General features: G+C 42.0%; 18 protein-coding genes. 13 read left to right on the forward strand and 5 right to left on the reverse strand.

Annotated features, from left to right (window positions below; all coding sequences use genetic code 11):
• The 4 genes from CAN34_RS09295 to mmsB all read left to right on the forward strand — a co-directional run.
• Window positions 1-695 (forward strand): acyl-CoA dehydrogenase family protein (locus CAN34_RS09295; protein WP_302476517.1); only part of this gene is annotated, 695 nt, incomplete at its 5' end.
• Between the two features lie 81 nt (window positions 696-776).
• Window positions 777-1,559, forward strand: coding sequence for an enoyl-CoA hydratase (locus CAN34_RS09300; RefSeq protein ID WP_089555411.1), 783 nt, complete (start codon window positions 777-779; stop codon window positions 1,557-1,559).
• 71 nt (window positions 1,560-1,630) lie between these two features.
• Window positions 1,631-2,893, forward strand: coding sequence for an enoyl-CoA hydratase/isomerase family protein (locus CAN34_RS09305; RefSeq protein WP_089555466.1), 1,263 nt, complete (start codon window positions 1,631-1,633; stop codon window positions 2,891-2,893).
• A 122-nt stretch (window positions 2,894-3,015) separates the two neighbouring features.
• On the forward strand, window positions 3,016-3,993 hold the full coding sequence (gene mmsB, locus CAN34_RS09310; protein WP_089555412.1) for a 3-hydroxyisobutyrate dehydrogenase: 978 nt from the start codon (window positions 3,016-3,018) through the stop codon (window positions 3,991-3,993).
• A gap of 88 nt (window positions 3,994-4,081) precedes the next feature.
• Here mmsB and CAN34_RS09315 read toward each other — a convergent pair whose 3' ends face one another.
• Window positions 4,082-4,840 (reverse strand): IclR family transcriptional regulator, encoded by a 759-nt coding sequence (locus tag CAN34_RS09315; protein ID WP_089555413.1) that lies wholly within the window; start codon window positions 4,838-4,840, stop codon window positions 4,082-4,084.
• A 645-nt stretch (window positions 4,841-5,485) separates the two neighbouring features.
• Between CAN34_RS09315 and CAN34_RS09320 the strand changes: the two genes are divergently transcribed.
• Window positions 5,486-6,358 (forward strand): hypothetical protein, encoded by an 873-nt coding sequence (locus CAN34_RS09320; protein ID WP_089555414.1) that lies wholly within the window; start codon window positions 5,486-5,488, stop codon window positions 6,356-6,358.
• 131 nt (window positions 6,359-6,489) lie between these two features.
• On the opposite strand, the gene CAN34_RS09325 is transcribed toward CAN34_RS09320, so the two are convergent.
• Together CAN34_RS09325 and pal are read right to left on the reverse strand one after the other, a co-directional pair.
• Window positions 6,490-7,281: a 4'-phosphopantetheinyl transferase superfamily protein gene (locus CAN34_RS09325; protein WP_254423148.1), complete on the reverse strand. Its 792-nt coding sequence runs from the start codon at window positions 7,279-7,281 to the stop codon at window positions 6,490-6,492.
• A 137-nt stretch (window positions 7,282-7,418) separates the two neighbouring features.
• Complete coding sequence (gene pal / locus CAN34_RS09330) at window positions 7,419-7,937, reverse strand: peptidoglycan-associated lipoprotein Pal (protein ID WP_089555415.1); 519 nt, start codon at window positions 7,935-7,937, stop codon at window positions 7,419-7,421.
• Between the two features lie 457 nt (window positions 7,938-8,394).
• On the opposite strand from pal, the gene pepN reads away from it, so the two are divergent.
• On the forward strand, window positions 8,395-10,983 hold the full coding sequence (gene pepN, locus CAN34_RS09335) for an aminopeptidase N (protein ID WP_089555468.1): 2,589 nt from the start codon (window positions 8,395-8,397) through the stop codon (window positions 10,981-10,983).
• A gap of 134 nt (window positions 10,984-11,117) precedes the next feature.
• Here pepN and CAN34_RS09340 read toward each other — a convergent pair whose 3' ends face one another.
• Window positions 11,118-12,200: a 3-deoxy-7-phosphoheptulonate synthase gene (locus tag CAN34_RS09340; protein ID WP_089555416.1), complete on the reverse strand. Its 1,083-nt coding sequence runs from the start codon at window positions 12,198-12,200 to the stop codon at window positions 11,118-11,120.
• Between the two features lie 444 nt (window positions 12,201-12,644).
• On the opposite strand from CAN34_RS09340, the gene lpxB reads away from it, so the two are divergent.
• On the forward strand, window positions 12,645-13,967 hold the full coding sequence (gene lpxB / locus CAN34_RS09345; protein WP_089555417.1) for a lipid-A-disaccharide synthase: 1,323 nt from the start codon (window positions 12,645-12,647) through the stop codon (window positions 13,965-13,967).
• Window positions 13,968-14,024: 57 nt separating this feature from the next.
• Window positions 14,025-14,888, forward strand: a complete 864-nt coding sequence (locus tag CAN34_RS09350) for a ribonuclease HII (RefSeq protein ID WP_089555418.1) — start codon at window positions 14,025-14,027, stop codon at window positions 14,886-14,888.
• 159 nt (window positions 14,889-15,047) lie between these two features.
• Here the strand turns inward: CAN34_RS09350 and CAN34_RS09355 are convergent, their stop codons facing one another.
• Window positions 15,048-15,713, reverse strand: coding sequence for a DUF924 family protein (locus tag CAN34_RS09355; RefSeq protein ID WP_089555419.1), 666 nt, complete (start codon window positions 15,711-15,713; stop codon window positions 15,048-15,050).
• Window positions 15,714-15,802: 89 nt separating this feature from the next.
• Between CAN34_RS09355 and CAN34_RS09360 the strand changes: the two genes are divergently transcribed.
• From CAN34_RS09360 to CAN34_RS09380, 5 genes are all read left to right on the forward strand, one after another.
• A complete protein-coding gene (locus CAN34_RS09360; RefSeq protein WP_089555420.1) occupies window positions 15,803-17,041 on the forward strand; it encodes a carboxynorspermidine decarboxylase in 1,239 nt (412 codons plus the stop codon).
• A 278-nt stretch (window positions 17,042-17,319) separates the two neighbouring features.
• Window positions 17,320-18,591: a saccharopine dehydrogenase family protein gene (locus CAN34_RS09365; RefSeq protein WP_089555469.1), complete on the forward strand. Its 1,272-nt coding sequence runs from the start codon at window positions 17,320-17,322 to the stop codon at window positions 18,589-18,591.
• Between the two features lie 147 nt (window positions 18,592-18,738).
• Window positions 18,739-19,377: a hypothetical protein gene (locus CAN34_RS09370; protein WP_254423149.1), complete on the forward strand. Its 639-nt coding sequence runs from the start codon at window positions 18,739-18,741 to the stop codon at window positions 19,375-19,377.
• Window positions 19,378-19,604: 227 nt separating this feature from the next.
• Window positions 19,605-20,471: a hypothetical protein gene (locus CAN34_RS09375; RefSeq protein WP_089555421.1), complete on the forward strand. Its 867-nt coding sequence runs from the start codon at window positions 19,605-19,607 to the stop codon at window positions 20,469-20,471.
• A gap of 110 nt (window positions 20,472-20,581) precedes the next feature.
• Window positions 20,582-21,001, forward strand: coding sequence for a hypothetical protein (locus CAN34_RS09380; RefSeq protein ID WP_089555422.1), 420 nt, complete (start codon window positions 20,582-20,584; stop codon window positions 20,999-21,001).
• Window positions 21,002-21,169 lie beyond the last annotated feature (168 nt).

Raw genomic sequence — 21,169 nt, forward strand, 5'->3', positions numbered from 1 at the left:
CCTCGAGTGCAGGATCACACGATGTATTTGTTGTTATGGTGCGTACAGGCGGTGCAGGACCCAAAGGCATTTCAGCCTTTGTCGTGGATGCCGATAGCGCTGGTATTGAATATGGCAAAAACGAGCATAAAATGGGCTGGAAAGCGCAGCCAACGCGCACCATTAGCTTTAAAGATGTCAAAGTACCGATAGAAAATCTCATCGGCGAGGAAGGTCAAGGCTTTCGTATCGCGATGAAGGGCTTAGATGGCGGCCGTATTAATATTGGGATTTGTGCAGTTGGTACCGCGCAAGCAGCGCTCGAGACCGCAACCAATTATGTGCAAGAGCGCAGCCAATTCGGTAGCCCGATTGCCACCTTACAGTCAGTACAGTTTAAGCTCGCCGATATGCTGACCCAAACGATTACTGCACGGCAAATGCTTTATCTAGCAGCCAACAAAGTCGATAATAATGATGCGCAAGCCTCTACTTACTGTGCGATGGCAAAACGATTATCGACTGATCTTTGTTTTGATGTAGCTAATGAAGCCCTGCAATTACATGGTGGTTACGGCTATTTAAACGAGTATCCACTCGAGCGCCATGTGCGAGATTTGCGCGTGCATCAGATTTTGGAAGGTACCAATGAGATTATGCGAGTGATTGTCTCACGTCAGCTGCTACAAGACGATGCGCTAAGCCAGTTACGCTAATTATTTTATACAAATAGATAATTTGCTTATTCGAATTTATAAATAAAGCGGTTTTATAAAAAATTATAACAAGGATGTTCCATGACGGATTATACCAACTTAAACCTATCGATTGATGGTCATACCGCCACACTCACACTCAATAATCCACCTGCTCATACTTGGACGATAGACAGTCTACAGGCGCTTAAGCAGTTGGTTACTGACCTTAATGCCAACGATGATATCTATGCTTTAATCATCCATGGTGACGGCGAGAAGTTCTTTTCAGCAGGCGCAGATCTCAATAATTTTGCCGATGGTGATAAAGGTCGCGCGATAAGTATGGCTATTGCTTTTGGCGAAGCATTTGAGGCGCTGTCAGCCTATCGTGGTGTGAGTATCGCTGTTATCAATGGCTATGCGATGGGCGGCGGACTTGAATGTGCGTTAGCTTGTGATATTCGTATCGCTGAAGCGCATGCGCAAATGGCATTGCCAGAAACTGGTGTGGGCTTATTGCCATGCGCAGGCGGTACGCAAAACCTAACTATGTTAGTTGGCGAAGGCTGGGCAAAGCGAATGATATTGTGCGGTGAGCGCGTCGATGCAGAGACAGCATTGCGTATTGGTTTGGTCGAAGAAGTTACTGCAAAAGGTGGAGGTTTATTAGCAGCACAAGCACTAGCGCAAAAAGTCGCTAAACAATCCCCCGTTGCCGTCAGTTATTCTAAAGCACTGATTCAAGCGGCAAGAGACACGCCGCCTGCGCAAAACCTTATCCATGAGCGTGAAGCATTTGTGAAGTTGTTCGACACCATGGATCAGCGCGAAGGCGTACAAGCCTTCTTAGAGAAGCGTAAACCCAATTGGAAAAATAAATAAACGCTATTGAATCAAACTTAATGATAGTATTTTTCTTTTAATTTTCGTAGGTCACTTTTATGACAGCAGCTATGACAGCGACGGATGATAGCAAGCATCCGGAATCCATAGAAAATAGAGAGCAAGAAGCGCCGGTATTATTCAGCACCGAGCCGACAGATTGTGGTCACCTAATTGGGATAATGACGTTAAATACCCCTAAATCTCTTAATGCCTTGAGCGTTGAGATGTGTCAATTACTATCACAACAGTTAGAACAATGGCAACGTGATGATCGGGTAGTGGCCTTGGTGTTAAGAGGCGCAGGCGATAAGGCATTTTGTGCCGGCGGAGATATCCGTAAGCTGTATGACAGTATGTCGGAAACCGCGCCGCTACCGAATCCTTATGCGACGGAGTTTTTTAGTCATGAATACCGTCTCTATCGGCAAATGCATTTTTACTCCAAGCCGTTAATACTCTGGGGTGATGGTATTATCATGGGTGGCGGTATGGGACTGATGGCTGGTTGCAGTCACCGTTTGGTTACCGAGCGCACACGCTTTGCTATGCCTGAGATTACTATTGGACTATTCCCTGATGCGTCTGGCAGTTGGTTTTTGCAGCGTATGCCCGCCAAAACTGGCTTGTTTTTAGGGCTGACTGGTGCGCAGTGTAACGGCAACGATGCCTTATTGGTCAATCTTGCCGAATATGCGGTGGCTAGCAGTGACTATGACGCCATCATCCAACGCTTAAAGCAGAGTGATTGGCAAGCGGCAGCTGACTCTGGTAGTACCGATAAGTTTCATAATAATAGCGCTTATAGTATCGTCAGCCGTGCACTAGCTGCGCAGCCAATAGCCGAGTTGCCTACTAGCAAATTAGCAAGTTATTGGCATCCTATCCAACAGCTGATGAATAGCGGTAGTTTGGGTGATATTGATGCAGTATTACAAAGTGATGAGGCGCTAGCACAACTAGATAAAGGTTTTGCTGAGGATAGCTGGACGCAGCGGGCAGTGGCAACGTATCGGCATGGTTGCCCAGTGACTGCTGCCTTGACCTATGGGCTTTATCATAAAGCCACTGATTTATCGCTAGAGCAGGTTTTATATTTAGAAACCAATGTGGCGGTACATTGTGCGGCCAATCCTGACTTTAAAGAAGGTGTGCGTGCGCTGCTGATAGATAAAGATCGCAATCCACAATGGTCGCGCTCATTAGCAGATTGTCTTAGCGCAGAAGGACAGCAGTACATTCATCAGCACTTTGTAAATCCTTATCCTAAAGGTGAGCATCCTTTGAGTGATTGGCTGAGCGATGGCGCATTAGGAAGTCAGTTTGTACGTTAATTTTGTGCGTTAATCACGTAACTTGCTCACCACTATAACGATTAGATATAAATCAAACTTAAAAAACAATGCAAGACCACATTTAACACTGTCTACATAATCAATCATCAAGGAGCGATGAGATGGGTCAAAAGGATATAAGTACGACTGCTAATAACAGTGACAGTGATAACAATACTGTTAAAGCAAATATCGCCTTTATCGGGCTTGGTAATATGGGCGCACCAATGGCGGAAAATTTGTTAAAGGCAGGTTATGCGCTATCTGTATATGACTTATCTGCAGACGCAACCCAGCGCTTACAGAAAGCAGGTGCGCGCGTTGCAGATAGCCCAAAAGACGCGGCAAGCGATGCTCAAGTCGTTATAAGCATGTTGCCTGCTGGCAAGCATGTCCATGCGGTTTATTTAGGTGATACAGAAGATGGTAAAGTAGCCAATGGTTTACTTGCAGAGTTACCGAAAGGCACCTTGGTGATTGACAGTAGTACCATCGCTGCAGCTGATGCAAGATTAGTGGCAGAGGCAGCAAACAAGCTGGGTATCGACTTCTTAGATGCGCCAGTCTCTGGCGGTACGGGCGGCGCTATTGCTGGTAGTCTTACCTTTATCGTTGGTGGTAGCGCTGATGCGTTTGCTAAAGCTGAACCAATACTGGCGGTCATGGGCAAACACATCTTTCATGCTGGCGAGCAGGGTGCCGGACAAGTCGCAAAAATCTGTAATAATATGCTGTTAGGTATTCTAATGGCGGGAACGGCAGAAGCGATTAACTTAGGCGTCAAAAATGGCTTAGATCCCAAAGTGCTGTCAGATATTATGCTACAAAGCTCCGGTCGTAACTGGACACTCGAGGTCTATAACCCTTATCCGCAGGTAATGGAAAACGTACCGTCAAGTAATCATTACCAAGGCGGCTTTATGAGTAAATTGATGCAAAAAGACCTTAATCTAGCGATGCAAACGGCGCAGGATGCCAATGTCGATACGCCAATGGGTGCCAAAGCCACAGAGCTTTATGGAGCGCATACCGTAGAAAATGGAGATAAGGATTTTTCTAGTATTATGGCTCGCTACGATAGCACCGTGCTGTCTTCGTAGTATTTATCTATCATATAGTCGATTCATTTTAAAAAGGTCTGCACTATTATAATAGTGCAGACCTTTTTTTATATTTTTAATAGGTAGTTTAGCTTTGCAGATCATAGACGAGCGTTTGAATATCTTGTGCCGCTATTTGCAGTCGTGGTACATGAGTCAATAGCTCATCCAGCGATACTCGTATGGTTGGGGCATGAATATATAATGAGGCCAGATAGCGAGATTTTTTATCCAATACGGGAACCGATACGGCGACCATCTCAGAGATAAACTCTTCATTATCAATACCGATGCCAGTTTCAGCGATACGATCAAGCTCGGCGTTTAACGCATCAATATCCGTGATTGTATTTTTGGTAAACTTGTCTAATGAAAGACCTTGCAGTATCTTATCGCGACTGGCGATGGATAGCTGACTTAAATATAGCTTGCCAGTTGCGGTACACCACATCGGTGATTTTGCGCCCACTGGTAGATAAATCTGTAACGGTAAGCTCGTTTGTGCACGGTTGGTATAGATCATATTCATATGATAAGGAACGCCAATACCGCACGTTTCCTTAAGTTCATTGACCAGATTTTGCAAAATTATTTGTCGCTCATTGAAGAACAGTCGCTGTTGCCAAAGCTCGACACTTAAATTACGTACCCGCTTGCCAGGAACAATACCACCGCCAATATCGACAGTCACAAACCCTTCGTCAACCAGATTTTGAATCAATCGATGGATGGTCGGCTTTGGAATATCAAGCTTTTGCGACAGCTCAAGTGGCGAGAGTGGCTTAGAGGCATAAGATACCGCCTCGATAATCTCTAGCACACGGGTAATCGACGATACTTTAGGCATATGAATGGCTCAGTAATAATGAAAAGAATACAGCAGAGAACATCACGACGTTTTAAGCAATGAGACTGAAGAAATAACACGAAACAAGAATAAATATAAAGACACATGGGAACGGTATTACTCATCTAATCTAGCATAATATCGCGCTTAGACAAGCCTATATAGTATTATATATAAATGCATTTAGGTTGCGCGCCATTATCTATAAAATATTGCTAAATTATTTAAAAACTATCTATAAGTTATCTAGGCGCTTAAGTAATATTAGATACGTTAACTCACAAACCACAACAAACTGTAGTAATAAACTCTATAAACGTCATTGAGTTAATTTATAAGGTGGTTCATCATACAGACATATTTTGTAATACCTTTACATGAGCGTTAAGCGTATCAATATTCATGTTTAGGCTACGCAGTGGCTTTAAGAGTGTTGTGTAACGATAATGCAAAGTTTTGCGCGTTGGTGTAGCAATTATTACAATATCTATGCAATCTTTACATAATGGTAAATAAAAAGTGCGTCTTTAGGGGTGACTTTTTGAGTTAAAATTGTTTTAATCTGCACATCAAAATGATTGTTCAAAAAGAGCTGGGATATCATTTTTTTACGGGCGAATTATTTTATACTTTAGGAGAGTAATTATGAAACTTATTAAATTAACAGCAATTTCTGCTGCCATCTTAGCATCAACTGCTGCACTAGCTGCTGATCCAATTATCGTTGTTGACGGCGATGAAGCTGTTGTATACGAAGCTGAGCCAGTAGCTGTTGCTTATGAAGTGCAACCAGCTTATGCATATGATGCTGACGCTAGTGCGTTACGCAACACAACTGGTGCTGTAGTTGGTGGTACTAAGACTTTGTTCCAAACTGTTACTCATCCAGCAGCTGTCAGTGCTGAGATTGGTACACTAGGTTATGGTGCTAACATTGCTTGGGGCGTTAACGACAAAACTGAGCTACAAGCTGGTTGGTCTGGCATGAACTTTGATGGCGATAGAGATCTAAATGCTAATGACTCTTGGATCAACTGGGATAAAGCATTGGGTGATGGTTATGGTAACTATCAAGGTACAATGGATTATGATGTAGACTTCAGTAATCCATACATCGGTGTTCAAATGCGTCCGTTTGCTAATAACTTCACAGTTGGTGCCGGTACGATGGTCCCACGTAACAAGCTTGCAGCTACACTCACTGCTGACACTGGTTCAACAGCAAATGTTTCTATCGATGGTGTTGACTACCAAGTTGATACTGCAACTATCAGAGCTGAAAACAAAAACAAATTAGCACCTTATGCTACTATCGGTTACCGTCCAAATATTACCCAAAACTGGGGTGTATTCGGTGAGTTAGGCGCAGCCTACATGGGTAAGATGGATGCTGAAGTAACTGGTGTTACTGGAACTTCAGCTAATATAGCTGACTTCGCAGCAGCAGCAGAAAAAGAAATCAAAGATAAAGACGTTTGGTACCCAATCGTTAAAGTTGGTGCAACTTACCGCTTCTAATTTAATAACAGTCATTAAACTGTTATTAAAAGAAGAATAAGCGCATAAAAAAACGATCCTGAAAAGGGTCGTTTTTTTATGCCTAAAATAAAGAATAAGGGTTATTTAGCGTCACTATATTTAGGCGTTATTTAATAGACAATGACGATCTGCTGAGAGGGAATAAGAGCAATATGATAATTTGCTTCAGAATCAGCAACTACTATCAAAGGTACATCTTCTTGACTGCTATTGCTTAAGTTTGCAATAAGAGAGGAGTAATCCATTCCTAAACCCTGCGCAAGTTTATATTGATAGATCTTGATAAAGCTTTCTTTTATCTGCCACAGTAATTTGACGATATTGTCACGCTGGATCATCGGCAATGTTCGCAAGATAGCGATCTCATTAGAATGATAAAAACGCTGTGCTATATGCCATGCAACATCATTGACTTCTATATCGATACCCACCGCACGATAGCGACTAATAATCACCGCCACTTTATCGTCAAAATATTTTTCATTATTGGGTTTAACGTTTGTACTTTTACTATTAGCACCAGTATGGCTGAAACATACATAATATTGGCTAGTATTGAGTCGATAAGGAAAGCTAGTGTCATCTAAATTATCACTAACATTTAGCTTGTTAAGTAGTGATTGTAATAATAGTCGCACTCCTGCACGTTGCTGCTGGCGCTGTTTATAAGCCATTTCGCGTACGGATAGAAGCGTTGTTTGAGAAGTTTGATAGTGCCATTTAAAGTTATGGAGCTTGATTTCGTGAGTGTTTACTCGATTTGATATAAATAACGGTGACAATTTGCCTGATTGGTTTAGATTATTTATAGGGAGAGGTACACTCACTTGTGCAGTCGCGCACCATGTCATTGGGTCGAGCTGAGTATATTGGATATGGTCTAGATTGGAGTTTTGCATCATATATTTATTGTAGAAGCTGATCGCTTATATTTATATTTATATTTATATTTATGTTTATCTTAACGCAACAGAATGCAAAAAGCCCAACAATATATTGCTGGGCTTTTTTTATACGAATGACGTCTTGTTAAACGATATTAATAAGACAATTCAGCACGGCGGTTTTGTGCATAAGCATCTTCGCTCTGACCGGCAGCAGCAGGACGCTCTTCACCATAGCTGATCACACGAATATTGTTTACTGCAACGCCTTGTGCAGCAAGATAATCACGTGCTGCTTGGGCACGGCGTTCACCTAGTGCGATGTTATATTCACGGCTACCGCGCTCATCGGTATGACCTGCGATAACAACGCCAGCTGCTGGGTTTGATTTTAATAAACCGGCGTGTTGGTTTAATACGCCAGCCGATTGTGAGGTAATCTCACTGCTATCAAATGCGAAGTATACAACGGCTTGTAGGTTTTCAGCACCGGTAATAACGGCATTTGAGTTATCTACAATAACAGCGCCATTATAACCAGCTTGACCACCTGGAATACCTAGTGGGGCAACGACAACTTCAGAAGTAGCGCGTTTGTTAGCACAACCTGATGCGAAGACAACGGCGCTTGATAATACAGCTAGTGCAGCGATTTTTGAAAAACTGGTTGACATAAAGAGCTCCTAAAATTTTAATTAAATTTGTTTTTTTAAACTGCTTAGGATAAAACTTAGGCAATTGCTATCATAATATACTAAATGTTACTTTATGTAAGTACTATTACTGTAAATAATTCTAGAATTTACAAATAGATATGACGCCCATTGCCAAAAGTGTTTGACTAAATTTATTGATTGTCATCAATTTCCTTATTCCATTATTTTAACCATAATTATCTCACGATTAAGCTGTGTTAGTGATGAGAGGCGTATTTAGTAATCAATGAATCAAAATTTTAGTTATTAGTCATATGCTAACACTGGATGATAAGCTCGATTTTATTCATAATCGCCCTTGAAATTTGGTCGTTTAGGTCAATGTAGCTAAATGCCACTATAAATCTAATCATAAAAAATAATAGGAATCCATATGTCCATCGCTGAAACCGACGCGCAAATTATCAATCCTGAAATGCCTGATGTACCGCTACACGCGCCCAGTAAAATTAGCTTAACAGATTATCAACAACCAAGCTTCGATGTCGAAACCGTCAATTTAGATGTTAAGTTGTTTGAGGACCATGCGCAGGTAAATAGCACCCTAAAGATGGTACGTCAAACGGCAGGAGATCTCGTTTTATTTGGTGAAGATTTAGAGTTGCTGGCCATTACGATGAATGGTGAGCGATTGACAGCTGAGCGTTATCAGCAAGCAGCCAGTAAGTTGACGATTCCTGATGCGCCTGATGAGGTAACGTTAGAGATTCAGGTTCGCATCTGCCCGCAGACCAATACGGCGCTGGAAGGATTTTATATGGCGGGTAGTGGCGACGATACGATGTTTGTCACACAGTGTGAGCCAGAGGGCTTTCGTAAGATTACTTTTTATCCAGATCGCCCTGATGTACTAGCGATATTTACCACCCGTCTTGAGGCTGATAAGCGTTATCCAACGCTATTGGCCAATGGTAATTTGATCGAAGCGGGCGAGGTTGAGGGTGCACCAGACCGTCATTATGCGATTTGGCATGATCCGACCAATAAGCCAAGCTATCTGTTTGCTTGTGTGGTTGCTGATTTAGATGTGTTGACAGATTCTTATACTACCAGTGAAGGTCGAAACGTCTTGCTTGAAGTATACGCAAAGTCTGCCGATATTGATAAATGTGATGTCGCTATGCAAGCACTAAAAGACTCAATGAAATGGGATGAGGACAATTATGGCCGTGCCTATGACTTAGATCGCTATATGATCGTTGCGGTCAGTCAATTCAATATGGGTGCGATGGAAAATAAAGGGCTGAATATCTTTAATACCGCTTGTGTGTTATCAAGCCCTGAGACGACAACGGATAGCCGTAGTTTTAGTGTGAAAGCCATCATCGCCCATGAGTATTTCCATAACTGGACGGGCAATCGTATCACTTGCCGCGATTGGTTCCAGCTGTGCTTAAAAGAAGGCTTCACCGTCTATCGTGATCAATCGTTTTCAGCTGATCAACAGTCGAGTGCAGTACAGCGTATTGATGATGTCGCCACCTTACGCGCCCATCAGTTTGCAGAGGATGCAGGACCACTTGCGCATCCTGTGCGTCCTGAGAGTTTCGTTGAGATTAATAACTTTTACACCACCACTGTCTATGAGAAAGGTGCTGAAATCGTCCGTATGATTGCTAATATTCTCGGACCAGATGACTTTCGTAAAGGGACGGATGAGTATTTCCGGCGTTATGATGGGCAAGCGGTCACGGTTGAGGACTTTTTATCTGCACTTAGTATTACTAATGACAAAATCGAAGACTTTATCGATTGGTATCGTCAGCCGGGTACGCCAGTTGTTTCTGGTCATCAAGACTACGACAGCGCGGCACAAACATTAACCATTACGTTGAGTCAGCAAACACGTCACGTGAGTGGTTTTGATGCCCCAAAACCATTGCCTATTCCGGTCGCGACGGCGTTATTTGATAAAAATTCTGGTGATATCATCGTTGAGCGTATGTTGTTATTAGACCAAGCAACCCAAACGTTTGAAATTGAAGGGGTGACTAGTGAGCCTGTAGTATCTTTACTACGTGATTTTAGTGCGCCAGTGCAGCTTAATTATGATTATCAAGATGAAGATTTGGCATTTTTACTTAAACATGAAACCAACGGTTTTAACCGCTGGCAAGTGACGCAAATGCTGGTCAACCGTATTTTGCTGCAGAGTAATGATACAGAGGTATATCTGCAAGCATTGGCTCAGACATTGCCTGACCTAGCTGCCGACGATGCGATGTTGGCTGCGCGCTTGCTTGATATCCCATCGGCACAAGAGCTGGCTGCTGCCATTCATAAAGATTATGATCCAGAGTTGATTAAAGCGCAGCGTGAAGGCTTGTATCAGCAGTTGGCAGATGCTCTGAAAGATCAGTGGACAGCGCTTTATAAACAGTTGCCAATGCAGTCTTATGAAGACAGCGCTGAAGCTCGCGGCACCCGCGCCTTGCGTAATGTGGTGTTAGACATGGCATTGACTGCCAACGTTGAAGGGGCGGCAGAATGGGCGCAGCAGCAGTATGACAACGCTAGCTGTATGACGGAGCGTTTTGGTGCTCTAAAAGTCATGGTCAATCATCAAGTAGCAAATGCCGATGATTATTTAGCAGATTTTTATCAGCGTTTTCAAGCAGACGATTTGGTCATTGATTTGTGGTTTAGCGTGCAAGCCTCTGCCGATAATGTCAGTACCGATACTATTGAATCATTATTAGCGCATACAGATTTTGATTGGAATACGCCCAATCGTGTGCGCTCAGTAATTAGCGCCTTTACCTCGCAGCCAACGGTGTTATGGACACCAGAAGGTTTAGATATATATACGGCTGTCATTAAAAAGCTGGATGAGTCTAATCCAATGATAGCGTCGCGCTTATTACAAGTACTGGCACGCTGGTATACTTTAGCTGAACCACGTCGTCAAATGGCACATGAGCATTTGCTTGATTTACAGCAATATGTGTCATCTAAACACGTACATGAGAGCTTAACTAGTGTATTAGGTGCAGCGAGTGAGTAGTATCAAGTAAACTATTTTATAAGTTACAGAGTATAAAAAATCCCGTCTGACATTCTAGTGTCAAACGGGATTTTTTATGAACTGCTTAATGCTTTCTAAATTGCTTAATAACCATTAATTATAGCTCATTGCTATTAACGGTTAGGCAATACATCTTTTACCATATCGCGTAAATCGTGTAGCGCTTTGACCGTGCTATCCCAATCGAGGCAACCATCGGTAATAGACATGCCGTATTCGAGTGCATCTAAATCAGCGGTCAACTCTTGACGACCACCCTTTAAGTGACTCTCAATCATCATACCAATAATAGATTTATTACCGTTTTTAATTTGCTCTGCGACGTTTTGGATAACCATCGGTTGTAAGTAAGGGTCTTTACCTGAGTTGGCATGACTTGAGTCAATCATAATCTTGCTACTGGTTTTGCCTTTAGCGAGCGCATCTTCTACTTGCGCAACGGCAGTTTCATCATAGTTAGGCTTGCCGTTACCACCGCGTAATACCACGTGCGCGTATGGGTTGCCTTTAGACTTGATGATAGACACTTTGCCATCAGATGATAAACCGAGGAAGCTATGACCGGCTTTTACGGCTTGCATAGCGTTGACTGCGACCGTCATGCCGCCATCGGTACCATTCTTAAAACCAACTGGACATGATAAGCCTGAGCTCATCTCGCGGTGCGTTTGGCTCTCAGTAGTACGTGCGCCAATCGCTGACCAACTGATCAAATCCTGCATGTACTGCGGCGTGTTCGGATCAAGGGCTTCTGTGGCACAAGGTAGACCTTTCTCATTTAAATCAAGCAGTAGCTTACGAGCAGTACGCAGACCTTTTTCGATATCAAAGCTGTCATTCATATCAGGGTCGTTAATCATGCCTTTCCAGCCGACGGTCGTTCGTGGCTTTTCAAAATAGACACGCATCACAACGAATACGCTATCTTCGATCTCTTTTGCCAATATGGCTAAACGATCGGCATATTCGTGGGCGGCTTTGATATCGTGAATAGAGCAGGGGCCAATCACAACGAATAAGCGCTTGTCTTTACCATCTAAGATATCTTGGATAGTATGGCGACCTTTTAGCACTGTGTGATAGGCTTGTTCTGATAAAGGCAGCTCAGTTTTTAGCTCATTAGGTGTGATTAAAGGAATAAATTTTTCAATATTCACGTCGTCAATATCTGCATTGTGGGTAGCTGGTGTTGTCATGGTTATATATCGTCTAGCTAATGTATGGGGATATTCATTATGCGGACAAAAACGCCAGTTGACAAGGGTAGTCGAGCAGTTAATTGACTGCTAACTGGAATGCTGAGGCTAAAACTTCGTTATACTTGAGGATTAAGTGCATTATTATAGAAGTCATTATGCAAGCGTTAAATTAAACTCTCAAGCGCTTCTCTAGGCTCGAGTTTCTAATTATTAAAATGTTTTATATGCATGTACTTATCAGCAATCAGCACTGGATTTTATAGGGTAATTTCGCTATTTTTAGTATCGTCACGTATGATGACTTTATAAACAACTTAATTCGAGCATAAAAAACGATGTCAATGTGCATTTCGATTGGCATCTTATAACTCATTTCATGGGCTATCTTTTATAATGTCCCTATTTTTGTCTATTGTATTACTTTACTATTGAGAACTTGTCATGACAGATTCTGCTACGCCTCACCAATACCCTGATTTAACTGCCCAGCTTGACACTTATCATGAGGGGGCTGACGTAACGGCCACGGCACTAGTGATAGGGATTGTCGCCGGTGAAGTATCAGGTGATAGTCTGGGCGCAGATTTTATGCAGCAGATGAATAACTTACGTGATGATATCATTTGGGTCGGCGTTGGCGGTACAAAAATGCAAGCGCAAGGGCTGCAAAGTATTTTTCCATTGTCCCGTTTGGCGGTGATGGGTTTGGTGGAAGTGATCGCCCAATTGCCTGACTTACTTAAGGCGCGCCGCGAAATTTTGGCTGCTTTTAAAACAGCGGATATCGATTGGTTTATTGGCATTGATGCGCCTGATTTTAATCTGAGAGTTGCCAAAAAGTTAAAGCCTCAAGGCGTGTTCTGCGTGCAGTATGTCAGTCCTTCTATTTGGGCATGGCGCGAATCGCGTATCCATAATATTAAGGCGGCGACCAATTTAGTGCTGTGTCTGTTTCCGTTTGAGCTGCCAGTATATGAGCGTTATAACCATCCGGCGATATGCGTCGGTCATCCACTAATGCGCACCATTGATCAAACCTTATTAGAGACGCCTATCAATCAGCGGCGTAGTGAGCTGGTCTGGCACAATGATGGTTTGCAGCAGTTCTTTATTGATCGCTTTGATGAGGTCAGCCAGCTTATTTGTGTGATGCCAGGCTCTCGACGTGGTGAAATAACGGCTATTTTGCCACTGATGCTTGATGGCATTCAAAAGTTGATTTTATTAGACCCAAAGTTGTGCTTTATCATTCCAACTGTTGATCAAAACCATCAATATATTGTCCAAGATGTCATTGATCGGCGCTCAGAACAGCTGCGAGCGGCTATTGTGGTGGTCTATGATGATAGCCAACCCGCTTTTAGTCAGCAAGCGATGGCAGCCTCGGATATTGTGATGCTTGCATCGGGTACAGCAACCCTTGAAGCGATGCTCCTTGAGCGCCCGATGGTTATTATTTATCAATTAAACCAGCTAACTTATCAAATTGCTAAACGTCTGGTCAAAGTGCCTTATGTGGGTTTGCCGAATATTTTAGCGGATACTGAGATTGTACCTGAGCTGATACAAGAGCAGGCGAGTGGCGATAATATCTGTCGTACCGTGATGCGTCTATTGCAACCACGCGCTTATGCTGAGCAATTAAAAGCGCTCGTTGATACCAAGTATTTGTTACAACAGCAGAGCAATCATGATCCTGCTGATAGCGTGATTGAGCAATGGTTTATTCAGAACAACCCTCAAAAAAGCCACTCGTCTCAATGACTAAATACGCATTATTCAGCGCAATCAATCAATAAAAAATTATAAGTGACCAATAGCATGCACCGCACAGAAAACCATATTGTTCAGATTGAAAGTACTATTGAAAAAATTGATATTAAAGGTCAATACATCCAACTGGCTGAGCCCATCCGTTTGTCTGGTCAAATTAATATCGCTGAGTTACTCACCCAATATCCGATAAATACAACGCAGGACTTACAACAATCAGCGCTACAGATTGGCGTTGATGAAGCAGGGCGTGGACCACTATTGGGCAGCGTTAATGTCGCTGCTGCGATATTACCACGCGCTTGGTCAGGACTGATTGAGATGCAACCGTTAAAAGACACACCCTTATCGATACTGACGGACTCCAAGCAACTGAGCGAAAAGAAGCGTGATAGGCTTTATCCGTTGGTTCAGCAGCATGCAGTTGGTTATGTCATCGCTGATATCCCAGCAGCAGTCATCGATCAGGTGAATATCTTACAAGCCACCATGCTTGGTATGCGCGTATGTACTGAGATGCTCTTAGAAACGCTTGCTCGTCACCTAAGTGATATGGCAAAAGGCACGCCTTATCAGCTGCAGGCTGAGGTCTTATTCGATGGTAATCGCTGTCCTGATTTAAACTATGCGAGCCTTAATGAATTAGGCATAGCAGAGTCAGCGGTTGACTGCCAAGCTTGGGTAAAAGGGGATGCCCGTCATACTAGTATTGCGGCGGCAAGTATCCTGGCAAAAGTCAGCCGTGATAAAGCCATGTATGCGCTTGATGCTGAACATCCTGAATATGGCATTGCCAAACATAAAGGCTATCCAACGCGCGCGCACATGGAAGCGATTGAAAATTACGGGGTGTTATCAGCGCATAGACGTAGTTTTGCACCAGTCAGAAAAGCACTTGAAAGCCAGCATTAAGAGGCTAAAATCGACTTGATAACGGCTATTATGGTAAATAGCCTAAGTAATAAAAATATTGTCGTTCAGAAATAATAAAACCGCCTACTCGTTATAAAAGTACAGGGTTTTGATTTAAACCTTCGATAAGTAGGAAGTTTTCAGAATTTAAAATAATGCTTAAAATGACGAGTTCGGCTGCTGCAAGAAAGCTTCTTCTTCGTCAGTTGACTCGCGGTCTAGTGCGTCATTGCGATGCGGATAACGACCAAACTGATCGATAATGTCTTTATGGCTATGTTTGATGTCTAAGGTGATGGCATCGTTCAGCTGTTCAAATAGTGGCAGATAGCGCTCATGGATCATTGCCGATTCAGAATGCATAAACGGCATGATGGTAAATGTGCGCCACTCCATAGGTAACGTATTAAAATGCGGCTGCTGAATGGCTTCTTGTGCCAATACCATTGCCATGCCGTCTTGTGCAAAAGCACATGCCTGCCCGCGGCACAGATTGCGTGAAAATTGATCTAAGACAATAATTTCCGCCACTCGTCCAGCCAGAGCCGTGATTGAGCTGTTGCAATCCGTTGAGGATTCTGCCATTCGCCAAGTCACGCATTCACCTTGTTTTGCTATCTGCCAAATCTTGCCAAATTTCTCATTTATTTGCTGATCAAATTTCTCATTTTCTGCAAACCAATATTGCTCATTGTCTTTGTCAAACCAAAACTCTAAAACATCACGGGCATCAGGATTAAGATGAGTCAAGTCAATCTTATTTGGCGTAAGAGAGCTTAAGTTGGTTTGGCTCTTTGAGGTAGAATAATCGGTTGAGAGTGACATAAGATATTCTAATTATGATGGATTTAGTCTACTATAGCGCAAATATTAATGTCTGTCATGATGCCAACAGAAGCTATTAGGTAACCCTTATGAACGCAAAAAATCCGGTGCCAACCACCAACTTATCTTTACCGCTAACGCCATATTACTTACTTGATGAAGCGGCAATCGTTGCTAATATGCAGATTATCGCTCGGTTGTGCGAGCTGTCTGGTGCAAAAGCCTTGTTAGCCTTGAAATGCTTTGCCACCTGGGGCGTGTTCGATGTCATGCAGCCATACTTACATGGCACGACTTCATCGTCACTTAATGAAGTGCGCCTAGGATATGAGACTTTTGGCAAGGGTAGGGATAGTGAGAATAAAAAAGAAACCCATGCTTATAGCGTAGCGTATAGCGCCGATGAAATCCCTGAAGTGCTAGAGTATGCCGATAAAATTATCTTTAACTCTATTTCACAATTAAATGCTTTTAAAGATCAAGCTGCTGCGCAAAACATTCCAGTAGGGCTGCGATTAAATCCTAAAACTAGCAACTCATCGTTTATTATTGCTGACCCTGCGCGTCCGTTTAGCCGCTTAGGTGAACATAATAAAGACAGCATTGCTGCGATTCTAAAAGACATTACTGGCGTCATGATTCATAACAACTGTGAAAACGACAGTTTTGACGCTTTTAGTGAAAGCTTGGCCGATATTGAAGTTAAGTTTGGTGATATTTTACAACAGCTAGAGTGGGTAAGCTTGGGCGGTGGTATTCACTTTATTGCGCCACATTATCCGCTTGAACAGCTTGCCGAGCGTCTTAAAACGTTTAGCACGAAATATGGTGTGCAAGTGTATCTAGAACCAGGTGAAGCGAGTATTCATGGTGCTGGCACCTTGGTCACAACAGTTTTAGATACCATGTATAACGAGAAAAATCTAGTGGTAGTTGATTCATCCATTGAAGCGCATATGCTTGATTTACTGATTTATCGTGAGTCAGCGCCGATAGTGGCTGTTAATAGTGATGCAATTAATATTGCGCCTCTTGATATTGACCCGACTAATATTGCACCAATAAGCGAGAACACTGAATCAGCTGATAATACGATCATCTACGGTCGTTCTTGTTTAGCAGGGGATATTTTTGGTGAGTATACATTGGCAAATACCTTGAAAGTGGGTGATGCCGTTACCTTTGGTAATGCAGCTGGCTATACCATGGTCAAAAAGAACTGGTTTAACGGCGTTAATATGCCAGCGATTGTCATTCGTCGCCTTGATGGTACGATTGATATCCAACGCGAGTTTGACTATCAAGATTATAAGGCCAGCTTGTCTTAATACTTGCTGTTAATACTTTGGTGTTTCTTTAATAAGTAAATAAAGTAATGGATGAATAAAGTAGTGGGTAACTCAAGATGCTACTTATCTGCTAATACTTCCCGAAAGTGTGGTAAAAATTGTTATAATCGCCTCGGGCGAGAATAGTTGTTTTTACCCGTCGGGTGCGTGGGTTTTCCTCGGTCTTCCTTTTTAATTCACGCATATCATTCACTTGTTTCTGTTTTGAATAGTCATTACTAATGGCACTGACAGGGACACAAAGGAGGATTGTGGCATTGACTACACAACAAAATACATCAGCTAAAAAAGACGTACTCATCATCGGTGCCGGCGGCGTTGCTCAAGTCGTTGCGCATAAATGCGCGATGCATAACGACGTACTTGGCGAAATTCATATTGCTTCACGCACAAAAGATAAATGTGATGCTATTGCTCAAAGTGTCGTGGAAAAAGGTAGCTTTAAGCAGCCTGCTACTTTGCATACGCACCAAATCGACGCGCTAGATATTCAAGCACTTATCGCGCTCATCAAAGAAACGGGCATCCAAATCGTCATTAATGTCGGTTCACCTTTTCTTAATATGAGCGTACTAGAAGCGTGTATTGAGACAGGCGTTGCTTATATCGATACCGCTATTCATGAAGATCCGCGTAAGATTTGTGAGACCCCGCCATGGTATGATAACTATGAGTGGAAGCGTAAACAGCGCTGTGCCGACAATAATATCACTGCTATCTTAGGTGCAGGCTTTGATCCCGGTATGGTTAATGCGTATGCCAGACTCGGCTATGACATGATGGATAAGGGTTCAGTAACCGATATTGATATTATTGATATTAATGCTGGCAGCCACGGTAAATACTTCGCGACTAACTTCGATCCTGAGATTAACTTCCGTGAATTTACCGGTACGGTTTATTCATGGCAAGATAGCAAATGGCAGTCGAACAAAATGTTCGAAGTAAAGCGTACCGATGACTTACCGGTCGTTGGCATGCAAAACAGCTACCTAAGTGGTCATGACGAGATTCATTCGTTGTCAGCCAATTTAGACGTGCCAAACATTCGTTTTTGGATGGGTTTTGGTGAGCATTACATCAATGTCTTTACCGTGCTGCAAAGCTTAGGCTTATTGTCAGAGCAGCCAGTGACTACCGCTGAAGGCTTAGAAGTTATTCCGCTAAAAGTCGTTAAAGCAGTTCTTCCTGATCCAAGCTCACTAGCGCCAAACTATACCGGTAAAACCTGTATTGGTGATAAAGTTAAGGGCAAAAAAGACGGCTTTGATACTGAGGTATTTATCTATAATATCTCAGACCATAAAGAAGCTTATGAAGCCATGGGTAGCCAAGGTATCTCTTATACTGCTGGCGTGCCACCAGTTGCTGCTGCCATGCTAGTCGCTACGGGCGAGTGGGATGCAGGTAAAATGGTTAACGTTGAAGAGCTTGATGCCAAACCGTTTATCAATCTATTAAACGAGATTGGTTTGCCAACGCGTATTAAAGATAGCGAAGGCGATAGGCTATTGGCATTTGATATTTAGATCATTTTGCAAATCGCTCGTTATTAGGTAAATAAAAAAGCACTCTATTGAATCAGATTCGATAGGGTGCTTTTTTACATAGCTGCTTCTATAATAAAAACGAGTATCATAAAACTAATAATTATAAATGATATAAGGAAAATCGCTGTGTCTTTAGAACAGTATAAAGTATTCAACTTGATCGAAGATGTGACAGAATTAAAGGTGTTACTCATTCTAGAGTCTCCTTATATTAATGAATACATCCATCAGCATCCAGCGGCAGGAGAGTCAGCGCTTGAATTGACTCGATTTTTGATTGCTCAAGGATATTTAAAGAATTTTGATGCACAGTTAGCAATAGGCTGTAATATCAGGGCGTTAAGTTATAAACAACTTGGTATATTAAACTGCTCTACATTACCACTGAACAAAACATTTTATCCTTGTGCTTTAAACAGTGAGGACTTGTTGCAAGTGAATCAGTTGGCAGCTATTAAACGGTGCTTAAGTCATGATAATAAGCAAGATTCAGCTATAGACTTGCTAGGAGGTAACGTTTTTAAAGGTAATATTTTTAAAGACTTTGTGAGTCGATTAACTCAAGTACTTGAGCAAGCAGCATCTGATATTATTACTGTGCCTTGTGGCGATACCGCAATTGGGTTTATGGAGGCTTTTAAAGCAGTCTCTCAGAAGCCGTTGATGGTCTTAGATGGTTTGCCACATCCAACTGAGCCTGAGTGGGCTGAGAAAATAGCTAACATTAATTTGACTGACCGAATTGCGCCCAAGCTATTGCCTTAGTTGGTGTGCTGTTTTTATCAGCCAGTGATATTTTAGTCGCAAAAAAGGTCGACTCAATGGAGTGGAAGTTTAAAAACGTGAAGTGTGAGCCGTGATAGTTTGCTCTTACGCTTTTAACTATACTTTGATATGGTCAATTTACCTATTTGACTGTCAGTAGCTTATATCAATTGAGTACCTTACTGGCATTGTCTGCAACTGCTCTAGGCTTATTAAAGGATATTATTATGATAACTCGAACTTTACTCCTGATACCTATAATGATGTTGGCCGCTTGCAGCTCTGATACTGCCGCCAATGCTGCTAATCAGTTGAGCAGTCCACAAGATGATGCCAATGCCCATCAGCGTTTAGAGACAGAGGGCAAATATAGTAAAGTCTCTAATAGCGATAGGGAAGCGACTACTAATTATAATGACACTTACTATAAAAGTAATGCGAACGTTGTTCATATCCCAGGCTCTAAGCAAGTTAAAATTAATATTGATGATTCATTAATTATTATCAAACTTATAAATGATGATAGGTCGTATTTAGACTTTAAAAAAGGCAATGATTATTTTAATAAATTTGCTGAAATTAGTTTTAATTACACCTATGGTATAGAACTTGAAAATGCTGTACAGCAAATAAAGGTGTTCAAAAGCACTGATTCAAAGCAAGGGCTATTAGTTCTTCCTGATTATACTGAAGAGTATCCGACTTATTCAATATTGCCCTTTGATGGCAAAGGTATTAAGCATTCCTATACTGCCGAAATTCAGTCGTTTGATTGTGCCAACTTCGATACGGTTACTTTAGACGCTGACGCTGCTCAATCAATTTCAGTAAGCCAAAAAGGCAAACCTTGCAAAGCAGAAATCTATGAGAGCAAATCAATAGAAAATATTACAGCAGCTACTAAGCCAGAAACTAATGTGAGTAAGTATAAACAACATCAACAACTTACCTCTAATGAGCTTGCAAAGACTTATAACAGAGCTTTATATCAATTTTATGATTTTGATGTGAATGCCGATGGTATTAAAGACAAAATTATTACTCATAAGAATGATAAAAATAATGTTCACCAAGGTGACGATTTATTTACTTAGGAACTTCAGATAGCAAGTATAAGCTAAGTTTAGAGACTAATAACTTCACTGACGAAGCAGGATGGTTTCTAAGTGACATTACTCCTCGCTCTGATTATTCAGGGTTTATATTGACGACCTATTTTGCTGATCGTGGACATTCTGAGCAGTCATTTTATTTTGGGCTAAAAGACTATAAGTGGCTAATGACAAAGTATGTATCAGCAGGCACGCTTATTACAGGAGTGCCCTATTACTGTATAGAAAATCATAGCTCTGATATATCAGATTTCAGCTATGGCGAATCAAGTGGGTATTCTGAAGCAGAATTTGAAAAAAAGTGTCCGCCACTAGCGAATAGTTATAAAGTAACTGCAAATCAAGCTGAGATACTCGACCAAGATTTCAATCCGCAAACGCCCTCTAACTATTATGTAAAAGGCGATGTCATTGAGGCAGTTGCTCAAAATGAGGATTGGATAAAAGCAACCTATAAACAAGACAGTAAATATGGCTGGGTAGATAAAGGTAGCCTTAAAGCATTACACTAGCCTGTCAAAAGTCAAACTAGCCATATACAAACGCTGTCTAAAAACTTCAATTTACTGGCCGAATTTTTTAATTTAGCGCATCGCAAACCTTTAACCTCCGAAATTTATTACTCATTTATCCATAGCTTCTGAAGCTTTCAGCCCAAGCACATCTAACGGCTGCCTAAA

Source organism: Psychrobacter sp. DAB_AL32B, from assembly GCF_002224105.1.
Taxonomy (GTDB): Bacteria; Pseudomonadota; Gammaproteobacteria; order Pseudomonadales; family Moraxellaceae; genus Psychrobacter.

Bases quoted from the DNA above. Each gene is read 5' to 3' on its own strand.
- CAN34_RS09300 (WP_089555411.1), top strand. From the start codon at position 777: ATGACGGATTATACCAACTTAAACCTATCGATTGATGGTCATACCGCC.
- CAN34_RS09305 (WP_089555466.1), top strand. From the start codon at position 1,631: ATGACAGCGACGGATGATAGCAAGCATCCGGAATCCATAGAAAATAGA.
- mmsB (WP_089555412.1), top strand. From the start codon at position 3,016: ATGGGTCAAAAGGATATAAGTACGACTGCTAATAACAGTGACAGTGAT.
- CAN34_RS09315 (WP_089555413.1), bottom strand. From the start codon at position 4,840: ATGCCTAAAGTATCGTCGATTACCCGTGTGCTAGAGATTATCGAGGCG.
- CAN34_RS09320 (WP_089555414.1), top strand. From the start codon at position 5,486: ATGAAACTTATTAAATTAACAGCAATTTCTGCTGCCATCTTAGCATCA.
- CAN34_RS09325 (WP_254423148.1), bottom strand. From the start codon at position 7,281: ATGATGCAAAACTCCAATCTAGACCATATCCAATATACTCAGCTCGAC.
- pal (WP_089555415.1), bottom strand. From the start codon at position 7,937: ATGTCAACCAGTTTTTCAAAAATCGCTGCACTAGCTGTATTATCAAGC.
- pepN (WP_089555468.1), top strand. From the start codon at position 8,395: ATGCCTGATGTACCGCTACACGCGCCCAGTAAAATTAGCTTAACAGAT.
- CAN34_RS09340 (WP_089555416.1), bottom strand. From the start codon at position 12,200: ATGACAACACCAGCTACCCACAATGCAGATATTGACGACGTGAATATT.
- lpxB (WP_089555417.1), top strand. From the start codon at position 12,645: ATGACAGATTCTGCTACGCCTCACCAATACCCTGATTTAACTGCCCAG.
- CAN34_RS09350 (WP_089555418.1), top strand. From the start codon at position 14,025: ATGCACCGCACAGAAAACCATATTGTTCAGATTGAAAGTACTATTGAA.
- CAN34_RS09355 (WP_089555419.1), bottom strand. From the start codon at position 15,713: ATGTCACTCTCAACCGATTATTCTACCTCAAAGAGCCAAACCAACTTA.
- CAN34_RS09360 (WP_089555420.1), top strand. From the start codon at position 15,803: ATGAACGCAAAAAATCCGGTGCCAACCACCAACTTATCTTTACCGCTA.
- CAN34_RS09375 (WP_089555421.1), top strand. From the start codon at position 19,605: ATGATAACTCGAACTTTACTCCTGATACCTATAATGATGTTGGCCGCT.